General features: G+C 45.3%; 20 protein-coding genes. 10 read left to right on the top strand and 10 right to left on the bottom strand.

All coding sequences use genetic code 11. The features are described 5' to 3' along the window. Positions 1–284: 284 nt before the first annotated feature. The 3 genes from MHO32_RS18745 to MHO32_RS18735 all read right to left on the bottom strand — a co-directional run bounded on the left by MHO32_RS18745 (position 285) and on the right by MHO32_RS18735 (position 4,440). A complete protein-coding gene (locus tag MHO32_RS18745; protein WP_239213369.1) occupies positions 285–1,418 on the bottom strand; it encodes a flagellin in 1,134 nt (377 codons plus the stop codon). Between the two features lie 153 nt (positions 1,419–1,571). After that, entirely contained in the window at positions 1,572–2,999 is a 1,428-nt protein-coding gene (gene melB / locus MHO32_RS18740; protein ID WP_050935929.1) for a melibiose:sodium transporter MelB, read from the bottom strand. 88 nt (positions 3,000–3,087) lie between these two features. Then, complete coding sequence (locus tag MHO32_RS18735) at positions 3,088–4,440, bottom strand: alpha-glucosidase/alpha-galactosidase (protein WP_009698611.1); 1,353 nt, start codon at positions 4,438–4,440, stop codon at positions 3,088–3,090. Positions 4,441–4,768: 328 nt separating this feature from the next. Between MHO32_RS18735 and melR the strand changes: the two genes are divergently transcribed. After that, positions 4,769–5,779, top strand: coding sequence for a transcriptional regulator MelR (melR, locus tag MHO32_RS18730; protein ID WP_038899086.1), 1,011 nt, complete (start codon positions 4,769–4,771; stop codon positions 5,777–5,779). 80 nt (positions 5,780–5,859) lie between these two features. On the opposite strand, the gene MHO32_RS18725 is transcribed toward melR, so the two are convergent. Together MHO32_RS18725 and MHO32_RS18720 are read right to left on the bottom strand one after the other, a co-directional pair. Continuing rightward, complete coding sequence (locus MHO32_RS18725) at positions 5,860–6,762, bottom strand: Dyp-type peroxidase (protein ID WP_005445353.1); 903 nt, start codon at positions 6,760–6,762, stop codon at positions 5,860–5,862. 43 nt (positions 6,763–6,805) lie between these two features. Then, the gene (locus MHO32_RS18720) at positions 6,806–7,291 is read right to left on the bottom strand and encodes a DUF2919 domain-containing protein (protein ID WP_005445352.1); all 486 of its coding nucleotides are present in this window, start codon (positions 7,289–7,291) and stop codon (positions 6,806–6,808) included. A gap of 144 nt (positions 7,292–7,435) precedes the next feature. On the opposite strand from MHO32_RS18720, the gene MHO32_RS18715 reads away from it, so the two are divergent. Continuing rightward, positions 7,436–7,789, top strand: coding sequence for a DUF2956 domain-containing protein (locus MHO32_RS18715; RefSeq protein ID WP_009703444.1), 354 nt, complete (start codon positions 7,436–7,438; stop codon positions 7,787–7,789). A gap of 1 nt (position 7,790) precedes the next feature. Next, a complete protein-coding gene (locus MHO32_RS18710; RefSeq protein WP_005445350.1) occupies positions 7,791–8,123 on the top strand; it encodes a DUF4156 domain-containing protein in 333 nt (110 codons plus the stop codon). A 38-nt stretch (positions 8,124–8,161) separates the two neighbouring features. On the opposite strand, the gene MHO32_RS18705 is transcribed toward MHO32_RS18710, so the two are convergent. Then, the gene (locus tag MHO32_RS18705; protein WP_005445349.1) at positions 8,162–8,449 is read right to left on the bottom strand and encodes a winged helix-turn-helix domain-containing protein; all 288 of its coding nucleotides are present in this window, start codon (positions 8,447–8,449) and stop codon (positions 8,162–8,164) included. Positions 8,450–8,753: 304 nt separating this feature from the next. Between MHO32_RS18705 and MHO32_RS18700 the strand changes: the two genes are divergently transcribed. The 4 genes from MHO32_RS18700 to MHO32_RS18685 are packed head-to-tail and all read left to right on the top strand — an operon-like array spanning position 8,754 to position 11,195. Beyond that, entirely contained in the window at positions 8,754–9,104 is a 351-nt protein-coding gene (locus MHO32_RS18700; RefSeq protein ID WP_005436871.1) for an ArsC family reductase, read from the top strand. Between the two features lie 18 nt (positions 9,105–9,122). Beyond that, on the top strand, positions 9,123–10,259 hold the full coding sequence (gene dapE, locus MHO32_RS18695; RefSeq protein WP_038899087.1) for a succinyl-diaminopimelate desuccinylase: 1,137 nt from the start codon (positions 9,123–9,125) through the stop codon (positions 10,257–10,259). Between the two features lie 37 nt (positions 10,260–10,296). Then, positions 10,297–10,995, top strand: coding sequence for a M15 family metallopeptidase (locus MHO32_RS18690; protein ID WP_005445346.1), 699 nt, complete (start codon positions 10,297–10,299; stop codon positions 10,993–10,995). Beyond that, on the top strand, positions 10,992–11,195 hold the full coding sequence (locus MHO32_RS18685; RefSeq protein WP_005445345.1) for a DUF2897 family protein: 204 nt from the start codon (positions 10,992–10,994) through the stop codon (positions 11,193–11,195). The genes MHO32_RS18690 and MHO32_RS18685 overlap by 4 nt, the downstream gene beginning before the upstream one ends. 107 nt (positions 11,196–11,302) lie before the next feature. Here MHO32_RS18685 and bamC read toward each other — a convergent pair whose 3' ends face one another. Then, positions 11,303–12,322 (bottom strand): outer membrane protein assembly factor BamC, encoded by a 1,020-nt coding sequence (gene bamC, locus MHO32_RS18680; RefSeq protein ID WP_005445344.1) that lies wholly within the window; start codon positions 12,320–12,322, stop codon positions 11,303–11,305. A 52-nt stretch (positions 12,323–12,374) separates the two neighbouring features. After that, positions 12,375–13,253 (bottom strand): 4-hydroxy-tetrahydrodipicolinate synthase, encoded by an 879-nt coding sequence (gene dapA / locus MHO32_RS18675; RefSeq protein ID WP_005445343.1) that lies wholly within the window; start codon positions 13,251–13,253, stop codon positions 12,375–12,377. 396 nt (positions 13,254–13,649) lie between these two features. On the opposite strand from dapA, the gene MHO32_RS18670 reads away from it, so the two are divergent. Both MHO32_RS18670 and bcp read left to right on the top strand, forming a co-directional pair. Continuing rightward, the gene (locus MHO32_RS18670) at positions 13,650–14,192 is read left to right on the top strand and encodes a glycine cleavage system protein R (RefSeq protein WP_005445342.1); all 543 of its coding nucleotides are present in this window, start codon (positions 13,650–13,652) and stop codon (positions 14,190–14,192) included. A 15-nt stretch (positions 14,193–14,207) separates the two neighbouring features. After that, complete coding sequence (bcp, locus tag MHO32_RS18665; protein WP_005445341.1) at positions 14,208–14,678, top strand: thioredoxin-dependent thiol peroxidase; 471 nt, start codon at positions 14,208–14,210, stop codon at positions 14,676–14,678. A gap of 64 nt (positions 14,679–14,742) precedes the next feature. Here the strand turns inward: bcp and MHO32_RS18660 are convergent, their stop codons facing one another. Continuing rightward, positions 14,743–15,813: an AI-2E family transporter gene (locus MHO32_RS18660; protein ID WP_005445339.1), complete on the bottom strand. Its 1,071-nt coding sequence runs from the start codon at positions 15,811–15,813 to the stop codon at positions 14,743–14,745. Beyond that, positions 15,806–16,060 (bottom strand): sulfurtransferase TusA family protein, encoded by a 255-nt coding sequence (locus MHO32_RS18655; RefSeq protein ID WP_239213367.1) that lies wholly within the window; start codon positions 16,058–16,060, stop codon positions 15,806–15,808. Before MHO32_RS18655 ends, MHO32_RS18660 begins: the two co-directional genes overlap by 8 nt. A gap of 249 nt (positions 16,061–16,309) precedes the next feature. On the opposite strand from MHO32_RS18655, the gene MHO32_RS18650 reads away from it, so the two are divergent. Then, positions 16,310–17,764, top strand: coding sequence for a beta-barrel assembly-enhancing protease (locus tag MHO32_RS18650; protein ID WP_005445335.1), 1,455 nt, complete (start codon positions 16,310–16,312; stop codon positions 17,762–17,764). Positions 17,765–17,780: the final 16 nt, after the last annotated feature.

Raw genomic sequence — 17,780 nt, 5'->3', positions numbered from 1 at the left:
AGTGTTTACATTCACTGCCATGGTGATTTCTCCAATTGATTTTCCGATGTAGCGGTTTCCGACGTCTCGGAAAACCAAGTAGTTCTCTCAAAGTTACTTTTATTAACGGCGCATACCCTGATTTCTTTAGGAAAAAATTTAGATATTTTTTAAAAAATTTCATTTGGAGGGGTAATCGTGACGAAGCAGATAAAAAAGCAAAAAAACTTCAAATTATCGCTAAAGCTTCTTTTCTCGCTGTCGATACAGGCTGATTTTGTCTTGAAATTACGAAGTAGAATGCCTTAGCCAAGTAAGGTTAAAGCAAGGTTTGGGGCTTGTTTTGCTTGTGCAAGAATAGAGGTGCTTACCTGCTGCAGAATTTGTTGCTTCACCATTTGCGTGGTTTCTTTGGCGTAGTCAGTATCTTGAATGCGGCTGTTCGATGCTGCTAGGTTTTCGTGGATGTTATCCAGATTATTGATCGCATGATTAAAGCGATTTTGATACGCGCCTAGCTCTGCACGATGGCTATCAACGTACTTCATCGCAGTATCAAGGACAGCCACAGCTTGTTGAGCGCCACCGACAGACGTAATGTCAATGTTATCAACCGCATCGTACCCTTTCAGCTGTAAACCCAGCTCACTAGCTAAATCACCTGAGAACGATAAAGTTCCCGAGGTTTCTTCACCAGCCATAAACAACTGCAACTGACCCTTTTCATTCACTGACGCCGTAACTTTGTCCGTCTGACCATTGATATAAGTCGCAAGCTCCTCGATATCATCACCAGCTTTAGCATTAATTTGGATGGTTTCCGTTTCACCAAAACGATTATTAAATGACATGCTAAGTTCATTTGCACCATCTTTTACTTGCCAATCAGAACTTGCGCGTCCGTTTGCAATATAACTAAAACCGCCCATCTCAATGCCATCACTGCGCATCGACTTTAATTCTACTTGGACCGCCTCACCTGACGCTGCACCAATTTGAAATGCTGATTTACCAAAGCTGCCATTCAACAGTTTTCGCCCACCAAAAGAGGTAGTTTCTGCAATGCGGTTTAGCTCATCGTTAAGTGAAGAAACTTCTTCCTGCAGTGCTGTACGTTCTGCTTTGCTGTTTGAACCGTTAGCAGATTGGAGCGACAAATCACGCATGCGCTGCATGATATTGGTCACTTCATTCATCGCGCCTTCCGCTGTTTGCATGATGGAAATGCCGTCGTTCGCGTTACGCACGGCAACATCCAAACCACGCATTTGCGATTGCAAGCGGTTGGAGATTTGCAGGCCCGCAGCGTCATCCTTTGCACTGTTAATACGCTTCCCTGAAGACAAACGCTCCATGGATTGGTTCAGCATGTCAGTTGCACTGGTCAAATGACGCTGTGCGACAAGTGCTGCCACATTGGTATTAACGGTGATCGCCACAAATATTGGTCCTGAAATTAAGGCCTTGGATACTTATCGACCAAATTGCAGAAAAGTTTAGTGTTTTTTGAGAAAAGAGATGGAGAAATAAAAAGGCGGAGCGTTGTGCTGATAGGTCAGCGTAAACAATAAGCTTACGCTGACTATGTAGGATTAGAGTGCTTCTGCCGGCTTGGCAGATTTACGCGTAAGGTCTTTTGACGTCTCTTGCGTCGTAATATGGTCGTATTTCTCGGTCAGATGGTCCTGAATTTTTTGGTGGTAAGCACCGTTGAGTTTGTAGAAGCGGAAGTACACAACCAAAGCGATAGCGAAGAAGAACGCTGGCAGCCCAACCATGATGCATTGCATGCCAAAGACGGTTTCAGGGCTCTGTTCCATGTTCGGTACATAATCCACTGCGGTCAGTGCGATACCAATGAAGAAAGCCGCAAAAGCTGAACCTGCTTTAACCACCAGCGTTTGTACTGAGTAAGCAATACTCTCGCAGCGTGAACCTAGCTTGTACTCACCATAGTCCACTGTATCCGCCACCATAATGACGTTCAGCACCCAAAATAGCGCCGTACCGATTTGCAATAACACGCCCGCTGTAGAAATCAGCAGAATGCTTTGTTTGTCGTACATGCCTACGTAGATAAGGACTGCACTGCCTAAGATTGGGAAGCTAGACGCACATGCCCATAACACTCGACGTGAAAACATTTGCGCCAATTTAGGGAACAACACCAGTGTAATAAGGTTCGCGATACCAGCGTAAGCCATGTAGTAAGGGAAAAGTTCCTCATTTCCGACCACATACGTGAAGTAGTAAACCGCAAATGCTGTGATGATGTTGGTAGCGAGGTTGTATGACAGTGCCATACAAAGCACGCTCGTTAACTGGTCATTTTTGTAGATAAGCGAGAGGAGCTTCTTCAGTGAGACTTTTTCTTCAGGTTTCGTCACGTCAAGGTTGCTGGTTGAATAGCGCTCTTTGACGTTACGTAGCGTGATATACGTTGAGACAAGGAAACAACCGACAAGCAAAATGGCAAACACTTGGAAGCCAAATCCTTTGTCGTCGCCACCGACATAATTCACGAACGGCATTGCGATTGCGGCGGTAACAATCCATGCAAGGCTAGCGAAGAATCGAGGGTATGGCACAAGCTCTTCACGCTCACGTTTGTCCAGAGTGAGTGTTGGAACCAGTGACCAGAAAGGAATATCCATTAAGGTGTAGGTCATGCCCCATAAAATGTAAGTCACTGCTGCATAAGCAATAAGCCATGGTCCTTCGATGTGATGCGCACTAAACAGCATTAGCAACACCACTGAGTTGGTGATGGTGCCAATTAAAATCCAAGGTTTAAATTTCCCCCAACGTGTGCGGGTATTGTTCACGATCCAACCCATAATTGGGTCATTCACTGCATCCCAAATACGCGCAATTAAGAAGATGGTTCCCACCACGGCAGCCGAAATACCAACAACATCGGTGTAGTAGAACATCAAGTACATGTAAACGATGGTGATAGCGAAGTCTTTACCAAATGCGCCAAAGCCGTAGCTTAGCTTGGTATTCATAGAGATACTCATTTGTTACTCCTTACGCCCCCTCATCGAGAGGGCGCAGTATATTCACGTTATTGTCGTTTTTATTGATATTGGTTTTGTGATTCAGGATTTACTGATGCACCCACGCTGGCAACCAACCTTCGTGTGCTTCAATCAAGTCATCAACAAGGGCATAAATCTCTTCGAGTCCAAGCACTGCCGCGGTATGAGGATCAAGCATGGCAGCATGATAGATACGATCTCGGTTCTCAGTGAGGATGGCTTCCGTCAGAAGAGTCTGAACATTGATGTTGGTCTGCATTAATGCCGCTAAGTGATTTGGTAATCGACCAGCTTTGATAGGTTGAATGCCGTTTGCGTCCACCAGACAAGCCACTTCCACACAACAACCTTGTGGCAAGTTGTCAATTAACGCTTCATTCTTCACGTTGCCATAGATAACACTTGGCGTGCCTGTCCAAATCGAGTTCATGATGGTGCTCGCGTATTCATGCGACTCTTTGACGGTGATTTGATCCGCGTTTTTGAAGTCTTCGAGGTCTTTTTTCCAATCAGCAATTTGTTCTACACAACGTTTAGGATATTCATCAAGTGGCACTTTATAACGTTCAATCAGATCTGGGCGATTTGGTTTGATGAAATATGGGGTGTATTCAGAAAAATGTTCTGATGATTCCGTCACAAAGTAGCCCAACTTCTTAAACATCTCGTAGCGGACTAGGTTGGTGCAGCGACCGTTGTGATGCAAACCCGGCTTCGGCGCTTTGCCTGATTCAAATGCCTCAAGCAAATCAGGATAAATGTCGACATATTCCCCCTGCTCGTTTTTCTTTTCGAGTGTCAGGTAGTACGCCATGTGGTTGATGCCTGCACAGGTGTAACGAAGGTCTGAATATTCGATATCAAGGTCGCGAGCCAGCTCCTCCGCCGTCCCTTGCACGGAATGGCACAAGCCCACTTGTTTGATGTGAGGGTATTTCTCATACATCGCCCATGTGTTCATCGCCATTGGGTTAACGTAGTTGAGCATAGTGGCATTTGGACACACTTCAGTCATGTCTTCACACACGCTCCAAAGATGAGGAATCGTGCGCAGTGAGCGCATGATGCCGCCTGGGCCTAAGGTGTCGGCGATGGTTTGCTCCAAACCGTGACGCTTACAAATCTCAAAGTCCGTTACAGTGCATGGCTCATACCCACCGATTTGGAATGCGATAACGACAAAGTCTGCGCCTTGCAATGCTTCTTTTTGGTTTAAGTGACAAGTGATCGTACCCGTCGCACCGGATGATTCCATCAACTTGCTTACTACTAGGTGTGATTCCTCCAAGCGGATTTCATCAATATCCATCAAGGCAATTTGCGCCCCTTTGAAGGCCGGCTTATGGAACACATCGCCAAGAATGTTCTTCACAAAAATCGTAGAACCCGCACCGATGAATGTGATTTTAGGGCTTTTCATAGTTGAATCCTTTTTGCTTTCATACTTTTGTTTCGATGCATTTAAGTTACACCTGTCGCAAGGCCGAATTCGTCTCAGATAAACCAATCACTCTCCCGTTTCCTAATATTTAAAATCAACCAATAAAAAATCTTAGGAAATGGGATATTTTTGTGTAAATCACGGATAAAGAAGGTGGGAAGATACGCTGAGACTAGTTATTACGGCGATTTAAGTCACATAACCAAAATCTTATAAAACAGAGTAATCGGTGTTTTTGAAGCTGTTCTGAGTTTTGTTTCAACAGATTTAGTACAAATAACTTATACAGTTTCCTAAGAGGTGGGCGATGGCGAAGGCAGAGTCCAAGGCAGAGTTAGATACATTGAAAGTGGTGATTCAAGATAAGTATTCTTCCGAAACGGTTTCTGTAAGCCCACTTTCGCTGTACTCATCCTATGAAAAAATCGATATCGAGCTTAGACCGCCCCACTCTATGCCAGGTTATCACTGGCACGGACAAGTAGAGGTCAACATTCCTTTTGGTGATGATGTCGAGTACATCATTAATGGCAGCCCAGTCGTACTGAAAGCAGGCTCGATAGGATTGTTTTGGGCATCAGTTCCTCATCGGCTCACCAATCCGGGCAAAAGTCATAATATGGGGATCATCAATATTCCGATTCACCACTTTATGTCTTGGACGCTAAATCGAGACTTCGTCAATCAGATCACCCATGGTTGTGTGCTGCAATCAAACGCCAGTTCATTAGTCAGTGAGTTTGAGTTAGCACGCTGGGCAGAAGAAATAAACCACTCTTCGGAAAGTCGCCAGCAATTAACGATTGATGAAATTGGCTTGATGTTAAAAAGAATGTGTTTAGATGGCTGGCAACAACTGAGTATCAATCGACAAGAAAAATCGACCAAGAAAGGCGTCTCCAAACACTCGCAGTTTTACGTCAGTCAAATGCTGGAATACATTGCCACCCATCATAACCAGCCGGTCACGATAAAAGACATAGCAGAGCACATTGGGCTGCACACTAACTACGCGATGAACGTGTTCCAACGAACCATGCAGATGACCATCAAGCAATATATCACGGCAATGCGGATTAACCACGCCAGAGCACTGTTGAGTGATACTGACCGGACAATTTTAGATATTGCTTTAACGGTAGGTTTTAATTCTAGCAGCCGATTTTATGAGACTTTTCAGAATTATATTGGTGTAACGCCAACGCAATATCGCAAGAAGTCACGCGAAGATCATCGCTGGAGCAGTCACAGTACTAGCCCACTTTACGAACTAGAGAAAGGCGCTATTGATGGCAAAAGACCACTGACGGTCCGTTAGTCTTATCAGGCAAGAATGAGGGGGAAACAAAAAAAGGCAGATCACTCTGCCTTTTTAATCATTGGAGGGTTGGCGAAGAATTACTTAATCGCCAATTCCGCTAGCATTTCTTGTGAAGGAGCGAAGAAATATGCACCTGTTACTGCTTTGGTGAAACGAAGCAGTTGGTCAGTCTTACCATCGGTAACACCGTACATGCTCTCTAGCATCACTTTGATGTTGTGGATAGTGTTGCAATAAGAGATGAACAGAAGACCATGTGCGCCAGTTACTGTGCCGTACGGCAAGCTGTGACGAACGATCTTAAGACCTTTGCCTTCTTCTTTGATGTCTACACGACCTACGTGAGAAGCCGCTGGCACGTCTTCTAGCTCAATAGAATCTGGCTTAGTACGACCAATGACTTTCTCTTGTGCAGATACGTTCAAACGGTTCCATGCAGGCAAGTTGTGCTCAAAGCGTTGAACCATCACGTAGCTACCACCAGCGAAAGCGCCGTCTTTGATCAATGCAACGTCAGCACGCGCATCACCTTTCGGGTTTTCTGTGCCATCAACGAAATCCGTCATGTCACGAGCATCTAGGTAACGGTAACCGTAAGTTTCATCCACTACCGTCACATCTTCTGCAGTTTCAACTAAGAATTTACGCAGTACATAGAAGTGCAAATCGTGACGAGTTGAGTGACAGTGAATCAAGACATCCACGTCTGTTGCTGGCGCAAATACGTCACCTTCCCCCAACTCAGGGAAGTCGATCAACTCTTCTGGCATTTGCATGTTTAGGTGCTGCCAAAAAGATTTCGTGAATGCGATAGAAATCGTTAAATCAGCACCTGGTTGGTTCGCATTGAGCTCATTTACTAGCTCAGGTAGCGCTTTTAGTTTTGCCAGTACGTTTTCACGGTTTTGGTTCACTTTTAACTGAGTGTAAAGTGCAAATGGTCCTGCTTCAGGCACAATCGCCGTTTGAGCTTGTGACATTGAGATATCCTCTATACATTGCCCCATGCGGGAATTATTGTTTTTAATTTTTTGATGGCTGTTCTTCTTTGTGCTCAACTTGTGGCACGTTAAAGCAGTCTTTTACCCATCTTCCATTTAGAAGATAGATCATAAACCAAGTTAACAAGGTAATTGTGAGCGCATTCGCCCAATTGAATACACCATGTTCGAGGTAGACATGATACATGGTCTGAGCCAGTTGAATACCGCACAAGATCAAAGTCATGGCACGACCATGCTGGGTAATTTGATTCACCCACCCTCGCTCTGGATGCCGCAAGCCCATTAACCACATCAATAATAGACTTGGGATACCCATCGATAGTCCGAGGTATAACGTATTAGAATCGGGGTACACAATCGATAGTATCTTGCTACCGCTGTCTCTACTCACTCCTGCCATGGCAAACACCACCCAAGAGCGCGCTAGGAACATCCATCCTAGCCATAACATAATCGGCGCTTTTAAAAATCCATGAGCGTCATATTGATCAAATGAGTAACGCACAATCTCGTCTTCTTAGTTTCATAAAAACGCCACTTTAACCGATCGTTTCAGAGTTGCAACCTAGCAAAGCTGAGAACTAAAGTTCATTTCATCATCGTACGCAGGTAAACTAGGTTTAGATTTACAGCGACGTCGATAAGAAACATGAAAAAGAAAAACACAGCAGCACCCGTTCCTTCCCAAGAAACGCAAACTGAAGCGATGAAGATTGCAAAGTCCACTCAAAAACCCGGTCAAACGAAAGAGCAAACCAAACTGATTGCTCAGGGCATTGAGAAAGGCATCGCGCAGTATAAAAAACAGCAGAAAGAACGCAATCGACAAGCAGACAAAGCGAAGAAGAAACAACAGAGAGAAAAACAGCGTCAACGTGATGACGTCGTTGAACAAGAATCAGCAAATATTGAAGCACCAACGAGCAAACCAGCTGTATTACCTTGGGCACTATTGGTTCTGAGCTGGATTGGTTTCGCGGCTTACATCATGATGGGGAAATAATATGCAGCGTTATGTGATGATAGGAGGCATCGCATTGGCTTTGATGGGTTGTTCGTCACCATCAACGCTACCAACGGCATCAAGTGATGACGTTCAGATTCGCTTTGATAGCCAGTTCAATCCGGATCAATGCGAGTATTTAGGTGAAGTCACTGGCAGCGAAGGTCACTGGTACAGTTACTTGTTCTACACCAATGACGCCATGATGCATGGAGCCATGGTCGACCTAAAAAACAATGCAGTATTGCTCAATGCCGATACGGTTTACATGATCGCCCCACAAGACTTTGCTACTTCCTTCAGTGTGCTTGGTACTGCCTACCGCTGCCAATAAGCGTTTCCCAGACGTAAAAAAAGCCAGCAATTGCTGGCTTATGCACGAAATCCAAGACTGCTAGCGATATCTCCCTCTCGCTCAAGAACCCATTGACTGTCAAAAGGTCCCCAATCCGAAAGTTGGTAATAGCCGTCGTTATGACGTCGACCATCTTGAACGAAGATGAGTTCGATGCCGATCCCCGGTAATGCCTTGAGTACATCTTGAATAGTACGACGAGGCCACCCCGTTCTTTCGATCAATTTTGGTACATTTGGCCTTTCTAGGTTTTCCACCAACAAGGCCAAATATAGCCGCCTTGCAAAAACAGGACTCAATTCCATTGACACCTCCTAAAATTGTGCTGATTCATTATTTCTTTTTTGCTCAGCAAGATGTTGCGTTTGATCAATAACTCGACTTTTCCGTGCTATTTAGCCAAGTTTTTTATCATTCTTATCGCTGTTTGGTGGAGGAATGAACGACTGAGCACGGTCTAATAGAGCACTGACCTGTGAAATATTCGCCGCATGATTTTGTCACAGTGGTTGCTTCTTGATAGGATGCTTGAACAGCCAAAAACAATGCAAAATCGGGCGTTCCATAGCGCAAACCGATAAGTAAAGCACAAAGAGAAAAGGAAATAATATGACGATCACCATGTTCGGCATCCCAAACTGCGACACGATTAAAAAAGCCAAGAAATGGCTAGAAGCGGAAAACGTTGCTTTTGATTTTCACGACTACCGCAAACAAGGTATCGATGCGGCAATGGTGACTGAATTTTGTAACGCGCTGGGTTGGGAACAAGTACTGAATAAACGTGGCACGACTTTCCGACAGCTGACTCAAGAACAAAAAGATTCTCTTAACGAAGAAAACGCAATCGCGCTGCTAGTAGAAAACCCAGCGATGATTAAGCGCCCAATCTTGAAAGTTGAAGACCAACTTCATATTGGTTTCAAAGCAGACCAATACGCGACCATTTTTAACTCTTAATTAAAGGAACAATCAAGGATGACAGACAGTCCAGTACTGGCACTCGCTAAAGACCTGATCAGCCGCCAGTCCGTAACGCCTGAAGATGCAGGCTGTCAGGAAGTAATGATCGAGCGATTAAAAGCGCTTGGTTTTGAAATCGAAGTGATGGTGTTTGAAGACACAACAAACTTCTGGGCTCGCCGAGGTACAGAAGCACCACTGTTTGCTTTCGCCGGACACACAGATGTCGTGCCAGCAGGCAAATTGGAGCAATGGGACACACTTCCTTTTGAACCAACCATTATCGATGGTTACCTTCACGGGCGTGGCGCAGCAGACATGAAAGGCTCTCTAGCTTGTATGGTGGTCGCGGTTGAACGCTTTATTGCAGAAAACCCAGACCATAAAGGTTCGATTGGCTTTTTGATCACTTCAGACGAGGAAGGTCCTTTCATTAATGGCACCGTTCGCGTCGTTGAAACGCTCATGGCTCGTGGCGAGAACATCGACATGTGCATCGTTGGTGAGCCTTCAAGCACTGAAGTTGTGGGAGATGTAGTTAAGAATGGTCGTCGTGGCTCAATCACGGGTGATTTAACGGTAAAAGGAACACAAGGTCACGTGGCGTACCCTCACCTTGCTAATAATCCGGTTCATCAATCACTATTAGCCATTCATGAACTTGCTACGACAGAATGGGACCAAGGCAACGATTACTTCCCACCGACAAGCTTCCAAATCCCGAATGTCTCTGCTGGTACTGGTGCATCGAATGTGATTCCTGGCGAATTTAACGTGCAGTTCAACCTGCGCTTTAGCACAGAACTCAGCAACGAAATCATTGTTGACCGCGTGACCCAAACACTCGACAAACACGATTTAAACTACGATCTGAAATGGACATTCAATGGTGACCCGTTCCTCACCGATACTGGAGCATTGCTTGACGCAGTCGTTGCTGCCGTCGATGAAGTCAACAGCACGAAGCCTGCGTTGCTCACCACTGGCGGAACGTCTGATGGTCGATTTATCGCACGCATGGGCGGTCAGGTGGTTGAGCTTGGTCCGGTGAACGCGACTATCCACAAAGTGAACGAATGTGTAAAAGTCGATGACCTTGAGAAATTAACGGACATGTACCAAAACACGTTGAAACACTTACTCGCACAATAGTGTCATAACGAAACATGCAACAATTAACGAGAGTGCCATGACGCCAGAGCAACTTACCGGAATGACCGATTCCCACCTGCAATCCACATTAGTGGGTCAAAAAGCCTTTTTGCTTCACCCTGAAGTGGCTGACGACTTACTAAACATGATTGAAGCCGCCACACAATCAGGCTTTAAGATGGAGATCGCCAGTGGGTTCCGTGACTTTAACCGTCAGAAAGCAATCTGGAACGGTAAGTTTGCAGGTGAACTGAAGATCCTCGATTCCGATTCGCAACCGCTCGACAAAACTCTACTCAATGACGAAGAAAAGCTCACTGCGATTCTTCGTTGGTCCGCCTTACCCGGAGGCAGTCGCCATCATTGGGGGTGTGATTTTGATGTTTATGCGCGTAACTTATTACCCGCCGATACACAATTACAATTGGAACCATGGGAGTATCTCGAAGGTCATCAGCGTGCTTTCTATCAATGGTTAGTCGATAACCTCGATAGCTTTGGGTTCTTTTTCCCTTATCAACAAGACTTAGGCGGTGTCGCCATCGAACCTTGGCACATCAGCCACAAATCTGTAGGGCAACAATGCCTGTCATTGTTAACACCAGAGTTGCTGAAAACTCAGTTAATTCAGCAAAATCAGATCGACAGCATTGCAGGGATGGATGTCATATTGAATAATTTGGATAAGGTTATCACCCAATTTATTCACAACATCACGCCGCCGGAGGCTCTATGATCGAAATTCTCACCAACCCCTGGGTCATTATCATCATAGTGCTCAGTATCGTGGTTGGTAACATTGCTGCGCTTAAGTACACCGCAAAGATGAAGTTTGGTCAGATGGATAAAAGTCGAAAAAACGATTTAGATAAGCTGAACGAACTAGACAAAGAACGCTATGGAGAGGAAAGCGAGAAGAAAGACGAAAATCGCTAATCTCTCGCACTTGATGCATTCTTCAACATTTGACATCAAGTAAGCAATCAAAAAGGGACCGTTGCGGTCCCTTTTTTACTATTCAAATCTACTTATTTGTAGCGAAGTTAGTCTTTCACAACCGCAGCCAGTACTGGCGCAAGTGATTTCAAGAACTCTTCTTCTACTGGCTTACCAGACGAATCAGTAATGTTGATAGAAGTACGGTTACCTAGATCACCAAGCAAGAAGGTGTAAGTACCAGAGTTTAGATCGATTGGCTTAACACCAATGTCATTCCAGAACGCATCATCCGGTGACGCGTATTTCGCAGTCACTGTACCTTGCGACTGACTGCGCTCTTCAATCTTGAAGCCCATCTTCGGCATGATATCAGGCAGACGGTTCCACACGACATTGTATTGTGCACGAGCAATGATAACTGGCAGACCACTGCGGTCTTTACCCATGGTAATTGGGATGTGTTTCACTAGCTCTTGCGCTTTACGTTGCGCTTCTTCACGTACGTGTTGGTCGTAGCGTGCCGTTACCAAGTTGGTCATGAACACGTTGTAACGCTCACGGTTAGTACGTGTCACTTCTTTGACTTGGTTGCCTTCACGCCAGTCAATCAAGCTTACCTTGAAACCATGACGACCATTCATCTCACCGCGAGTAATCTCGTAGCGGCTGCCGATTTCCATCTCTTCATCAGGAGAGTTCCAAGTCACCCAACCTGTTTCGATGCGGTTATCCGTTTGGCTTTCAACTGGGATCTTGTTCTCTGCAACCATCTCTTGAACGGTCTTCCAAACTTTATCCAGTTCATCCTTACGAAGCAGCCATAGTGTTACTTCACCGTCGCTACTGCGATCTAGGCGAGCACCAGGGATCAATTCCAATACTTGCTGAGGCGGACGAATATCAACATCTTTACCAATACCACCAGCGTAGTTTCCTTCAGGAATACGGTAGTTCGGGTAAAACTGAGGTTGAGCACCTGCCGGTACACTCCACTCTTCAAGAGCAGGCGTGTTCAAATACTCGAAGTCGTCCTTTGCTTGACGACGCTGATTGGCACCACCTGAACAGGCAGTCAATACGAATACAGCTAGTGAGCTTAACACTAACTGGCTTGAAAGCTTCATTTATACTCCTAAAACACTGAGGGCTTTACCACCCTCAGCATGAACTTCAATCCTAGTAAATACCGGCGTCTGTTAGCGCTTGTTCCACAACTGGCTGCGATTTTTCAGAAAGTGGGGTTAAAGGAAGACGCAGCTCACCCTCTTCAATCAAACCAAGCTTATGTGCTGCCCATTTCACTGGGATCGGGCTTGATTCAACGAATAAGTTTTTATGCAGAGTCATCAGACGATCGTTGATCGCTTCTGCTTCTTCAAATTTACCTTCACCTGCCAAATGGAACATGTCTGCCATGTCTTTAGCCGCGATATTGTTCGTTACTGAGATAACGCCGTGACCGCCTAGTTTAACAAATTCTAGACCCGTCGCATCATCACCACTTAGTAAGATAAAATCTTCGCCACAAAGTTCACGGTGAAGTGCAATTCGGCTTAAATCACCCGTCGCATCCTTCAACGCCACGATATTATCAAGCTTTGACAGGCGTGCCACTGTCTCAGGCGACATATCTACCGCAGTACGACCCGGTACATTGTACAAAATTAGAGGTACATCACTCGCTTCTGCGATTGCTTTGTAGTGTTGGAACAAACCTTCTTGAGTTGGTTTGTTGTAGTAAGGCGTTACACTCAGGAAGCCAGCAATACCAGAATCAGCCAATAATTTGCTAAATGTAACTGCTTCGTGGGTTGCATTTGCTCCCGTACCAGCAATCACTGGGATACGACCGTTTGCGAATTCAACGGTTTTATTTACGACCTTTACATGCTCTTCAATGGTTAGAGTCGCTGACTCACCAGTGGTGCCAACTGCAACAATACCGTCTGTACCAGCTTCAACATGGTACTCAACAAGCTTTTGTAGACTATCAAAGTCTACTTCACCATCTGCTTTTAATGGTGTAATCAGCGCTACGATACTTCCTGAAAACATGTTTATCTCCCTCATTTAACTCTTTCTGCATGGTACTGTAATGCGATTGAAAAACACAAGAGCGTAAACTCGCTTACAAAGTACAAATGAATGAATAATTATCAGTTGTTAGAGGTCTAGCAACTAAAATGTGAATTTTGTTCTCAATCCTAGCCATTCTAATAATCGTGTTCGTTGCAGCAAGGATTTCTCACCGCTTTCAATTAGGCGCGGAATATACTCTCTCGCCGAGAAGCTCAAGTCAGCGTTGAGTGAATTAATAGTGCACGCAATCAGCAAACTGTTCACTAAATCAACAAAGCGTTTTAACAAGTTTAAAAAAAGAACTGACTCGACATTTCTACTCCATATCTGTGCTAACATCTCTCTATTGAAGAAAGGACAAGAAGCTCATTTATGAAGCAACATCTGGTACTTACAGCGGTTGGAACGGATCGTCCGGGCATATGTAACCAAGTGGTTAAGCTCGTCACACAAGCTGGCTGTAACATTGTCGATAGCCGTATCGCTATCTTTGGTAACGAATTTACCCTTATCATGCTGCTTACTGGTAACGCCAGTAATGTCACTCGTGTCGAAACGCAATTGCCACTTCTTGGGCAAGAACACGACCTCATCACCATCATGAAACGCACATCAGCCCATGAGTTGCTCGATAACAGTTACACCATGGAAGTGTTTATTGAATCAGAAGACCGCATCGGTTTAACCGAGAAGTTTACGCAATTCTTTGCCGATAAACAGATTGGCCTACAATCACTTAGTGCGCAAACAATCAGTAAATCAAAGATCCAGCTGGATGCCGACCAATTCCACATTGCAATCACCGCTTCAGTAAGTGCAGATTGTAACTTGATGCAATTACAAGAAGATTTCGATGAACTTTGTAACACGCTCAACGTACAAGGTTCTCTGAATTTCATTAAAAACAATCTATAAGTAAAGGAAATAATGATGAATACGCTGACAGCAGGCACGCCAGCGCCAGCCTTCTCTTTGCTCGACCAAGATGGCAACACCGTTTCTCTCGGTGACTTCAAAGGTAAGAAAGTACTGTTTTACTTCTACCCAAAAGCGATGACACCAGGTTGTACGACTCAAGCAAAAGGTCTGCGTGATGTAAAAGCAGAACTAGACGCACATAACGTTGTGGTATTGGGGGTGAGTATCGATCCAGTAAAACGTCTAGGTAAGTTCATTGAGCGCGACGAGCTAAACTTCACGCTACTTTCTGACGAAGACCATGCCATTGCTGACCAGTTTGGTGTTTGGGGCGAGAAGAAGTTTATGGGTAAAGTCTACGATGGTCTTCACCGCATCAGCTTCTTGATCAATGAGGAAGGTGTTATCGAACACGTGTTCAACAAGTTCAAAACCAAAGACCACCATGAAGTGGTTGTGAACTACTTGAAAGAAAACGCGTAAACCTAGCTTTCAATCAAACATCAAAAAGCCCAGCGATCGCTGGGCTTTTTATTGGATTCAATTTCTATTCTTGTATTGGTTCGCTTTCTTCCGTACTTGGTAGCGCGTTCCATACTGCTTTTACAAGCGTCGCCAATGGGATAGCGAAGAAGACCCCCCAGAAGCCCCATAAACCACCAAATACCAACACAGCAACAATGATCGCTACTGGGTGAAGGTTAACCGCTTCAGAGAACAGTACCGGAACCAACACATTACCGTCTAGCGCCTGAATAATGCCGTAGGCAACAAGTAACCAATAAAACTGAGGCGTTAAGCCCCATTGGAACAAGCCGACAATCGCGACCGGAACCGTCACCGCAGCCGCACCGATGTACGGGATAAGCACTGACAAACCCACCGCTACAGCAAGCAATGCAGAGTAGCGCAGGTCAAGAATCGCGAAAGTCACGTAACTCACGCCACCCACGATCAAGATTTCCAGCACCTTACCACGAATATAGTTCGAGATTTGTTCGTTCATCTCGTGCCATACTTTGTTCGCCAGCTTACGGTTCTTCGGTAAGATGCCACTTGCCATGCTGAGCATCTCATCTTTGTCTTTTAGTAAGAAGAACACCAATAATGGAACAAGAATCAAGTAAACCGCTAGCGTTGCTAAACTCACTAGAGAAGCCAGTGAGCCTTTTACGACGCTCTCACCTAAGCCAATCGCTTGGTTCTTCGCGTTAGTCACCACGGTTTCAACAATTTCTAGGTTCGCCAGCTCAGGGTAACGTTGTGGCAAGGTTGCAATGAACTTTTGTAGCCCTGCATACATGTTCGGAATATCGTTGATTAAATTCCCCACCTGAGTCCAAATCGTTGGCACTAAACCAAATACCGCGATCAACATTAAGCCAATAAAAATCAGTATGACAGTAATGACAGAAAACGTACGTGGGATACCCAAACGGCACATCTGCGTTACTGGCCATTCAAGTAAATATGCAAGAACAATGGCCACCAGCAATGGCGCAATCAAATGCCCGAAAAAGTAAATTGTAATAAAGCCGAACAGCAGTATCGCCACGAGGCTCACTGCATGTGGGTCTGAAAAGCGTCGCTTATACCAACGACTTACCATTTCAAGCATCGTACGAAGATTCCTTATTGAATACGGTCAAAGTGAAGTGTTCAGGAGAAGCTTGGCAATCCACTGTGTAGCCTTGGTTACGCAAATACTTCACGATATCGTGCTTAGAGCTTTTATCCACCACTTGAATAACAAGCTGATAATCTTGTTGTGTTTCTTCCGGAAACACCTCAGCAGCGTGACGCTTGGCAAGTAACAGTGCCATAGGGCAGCGTTCCTTACGCAAATCAAGTAATATGGATTCCATTGTATTGCTCTGCACTTGTGATAGGGTTGTATTGTAACGGCTTTTTGAGCTGGTGCTAGCATTTCTCACATGATTTAAGAATAGACGCGCAGGACTTTTAGATTGACAATTTACGAAACCAATTCGTTTATCTTCGGTCTTATTGCTAGCATATTCATCCCACAAGGATGACCATAAAGTCTGTGCTGATGTTGAATGGATTTCGCCCCTCAAGCACACACTCGGTATTTTGGAGAATCTTTAAACCGTATGTTAAAACGCACTCGCTCGCTAGTTTGTTTATGCCTTGCTGCTGCATTGAGTACACCAACGCCAGTTTATGCCAATAGTCCCGACCTCCCAGATATTGGTACGGCAGCCGGAGGCACTCTAACGATAGATCAAGAGTTGATTTATGGTGACGCCTATATGCGTATGCTTAGAGCCAGCAAACCTATCGTCAATGACCCTGTTATTAACGAGTACATCGACTCACTGGGTCACCGTTTGGTCGCGAATGCCAATGACGTAAAAACCCCATTCCACTTTTTCATGATCCGAGATCGCAACATCAACGCCTTCGCTTTTTTTGGCGGCTACGTTGCCCTGCACTCAGGTCTCTTTCTCCATGCCCGCACTGAAAGTGAGTTAGCCTCCGTTGTTGCTCACGAAATCGCGCACGTTACTCAGCGCCACCTTGCACGAAGCATGGAAGAACAAGCTCGTCGTTCACCAGCAACCATGGCAGCACTTGCTGGCGCTCTTCTGCTTGCGATAGCCTCTCCTGAGGCTGGTATGGCAGCGGTGACGGCAGCAACCGCTGGCAATATGCAAAGCCAAATCAACTACACTCGCTCCAACGAGAAAGAAGCAGACCGCTTTGGTATCGCGACACTGGCAAAAGCGGGCTTTGATGCACAAGCGATGCCACGCTTTTTTGGTCGCCTAGCGGATGAATATCGATACGCAAGCAAACCGCCACCAATGTTGCTCACTCACCCGTTGCCTGAAGATCGTATTACAGACAGTCGTGCTCGTGCTCGTGCTTATCCACCAATGCGGGTGATGCCTTCTATTGATTACCATTTAACCCGAGCTCGCATTGTCGCACGTTATGCCGGAATTGATGGTCAAGCAGCAATGAGTTGGTTTGACCGAACTCAAAAGAAAGCCTCACCTGATATTGTGCCATCATTTGATTATGGTCGAGCCTTGGTACACCTAGACAACAAGCGTTTGAGTGAAGCGGAACCTTTATTGAAAAAGCTCCTTCAGCAAGACCCAGGTAACCCGTTTTATCTGGATGCAATGACCGATCTTTATATTGCTCAAAAGCAACCACAAAAAGCAGTGGATATGTTGAGTAGCGCACTCAAACGCAACCCACAAAACAAAGTCCTGACCATCAACTATGCAAACGCATTACTTGAGGCGAAAAAGGACCAAGAAGCGGTGCGTATTCTGCAGCGCTACACACACGATAACCCAGAAGACACGAATGGCTGGCACCTGCTTTCACAAGGCAGTCATGCGCTGGGTAAAAGTGATGAAGAACTCGCCGCACGTGCCGAAATTTTGGCATTGCGAGCCAACTGGAACAAAGCCATCCAGTATTATAGTGAAGCAAGTAAAATTGCTAAGTTAGGTAGCTTACAACAAGCTCGATATGACGCTCGTATCGACCAACTGATGATCCAAAGAGATCGATTCATGGCATTACAATAACGAAATGGAGAAAACC

This window comes from Vibrio sp. MMH1-50, assembly GCF_022347645.1.
GTDB lineage: Bacteria > Pseudomonadota > Gammaproteobacteria > Enterobacterales > Vibrionaceae > Vibrio > Vibrio harveyi.
The sequence above is the reverse complement of the archived record's forward strand: the minus strand, read 5'-3'. Positions and strand labels throughout refer to the sequence as shown.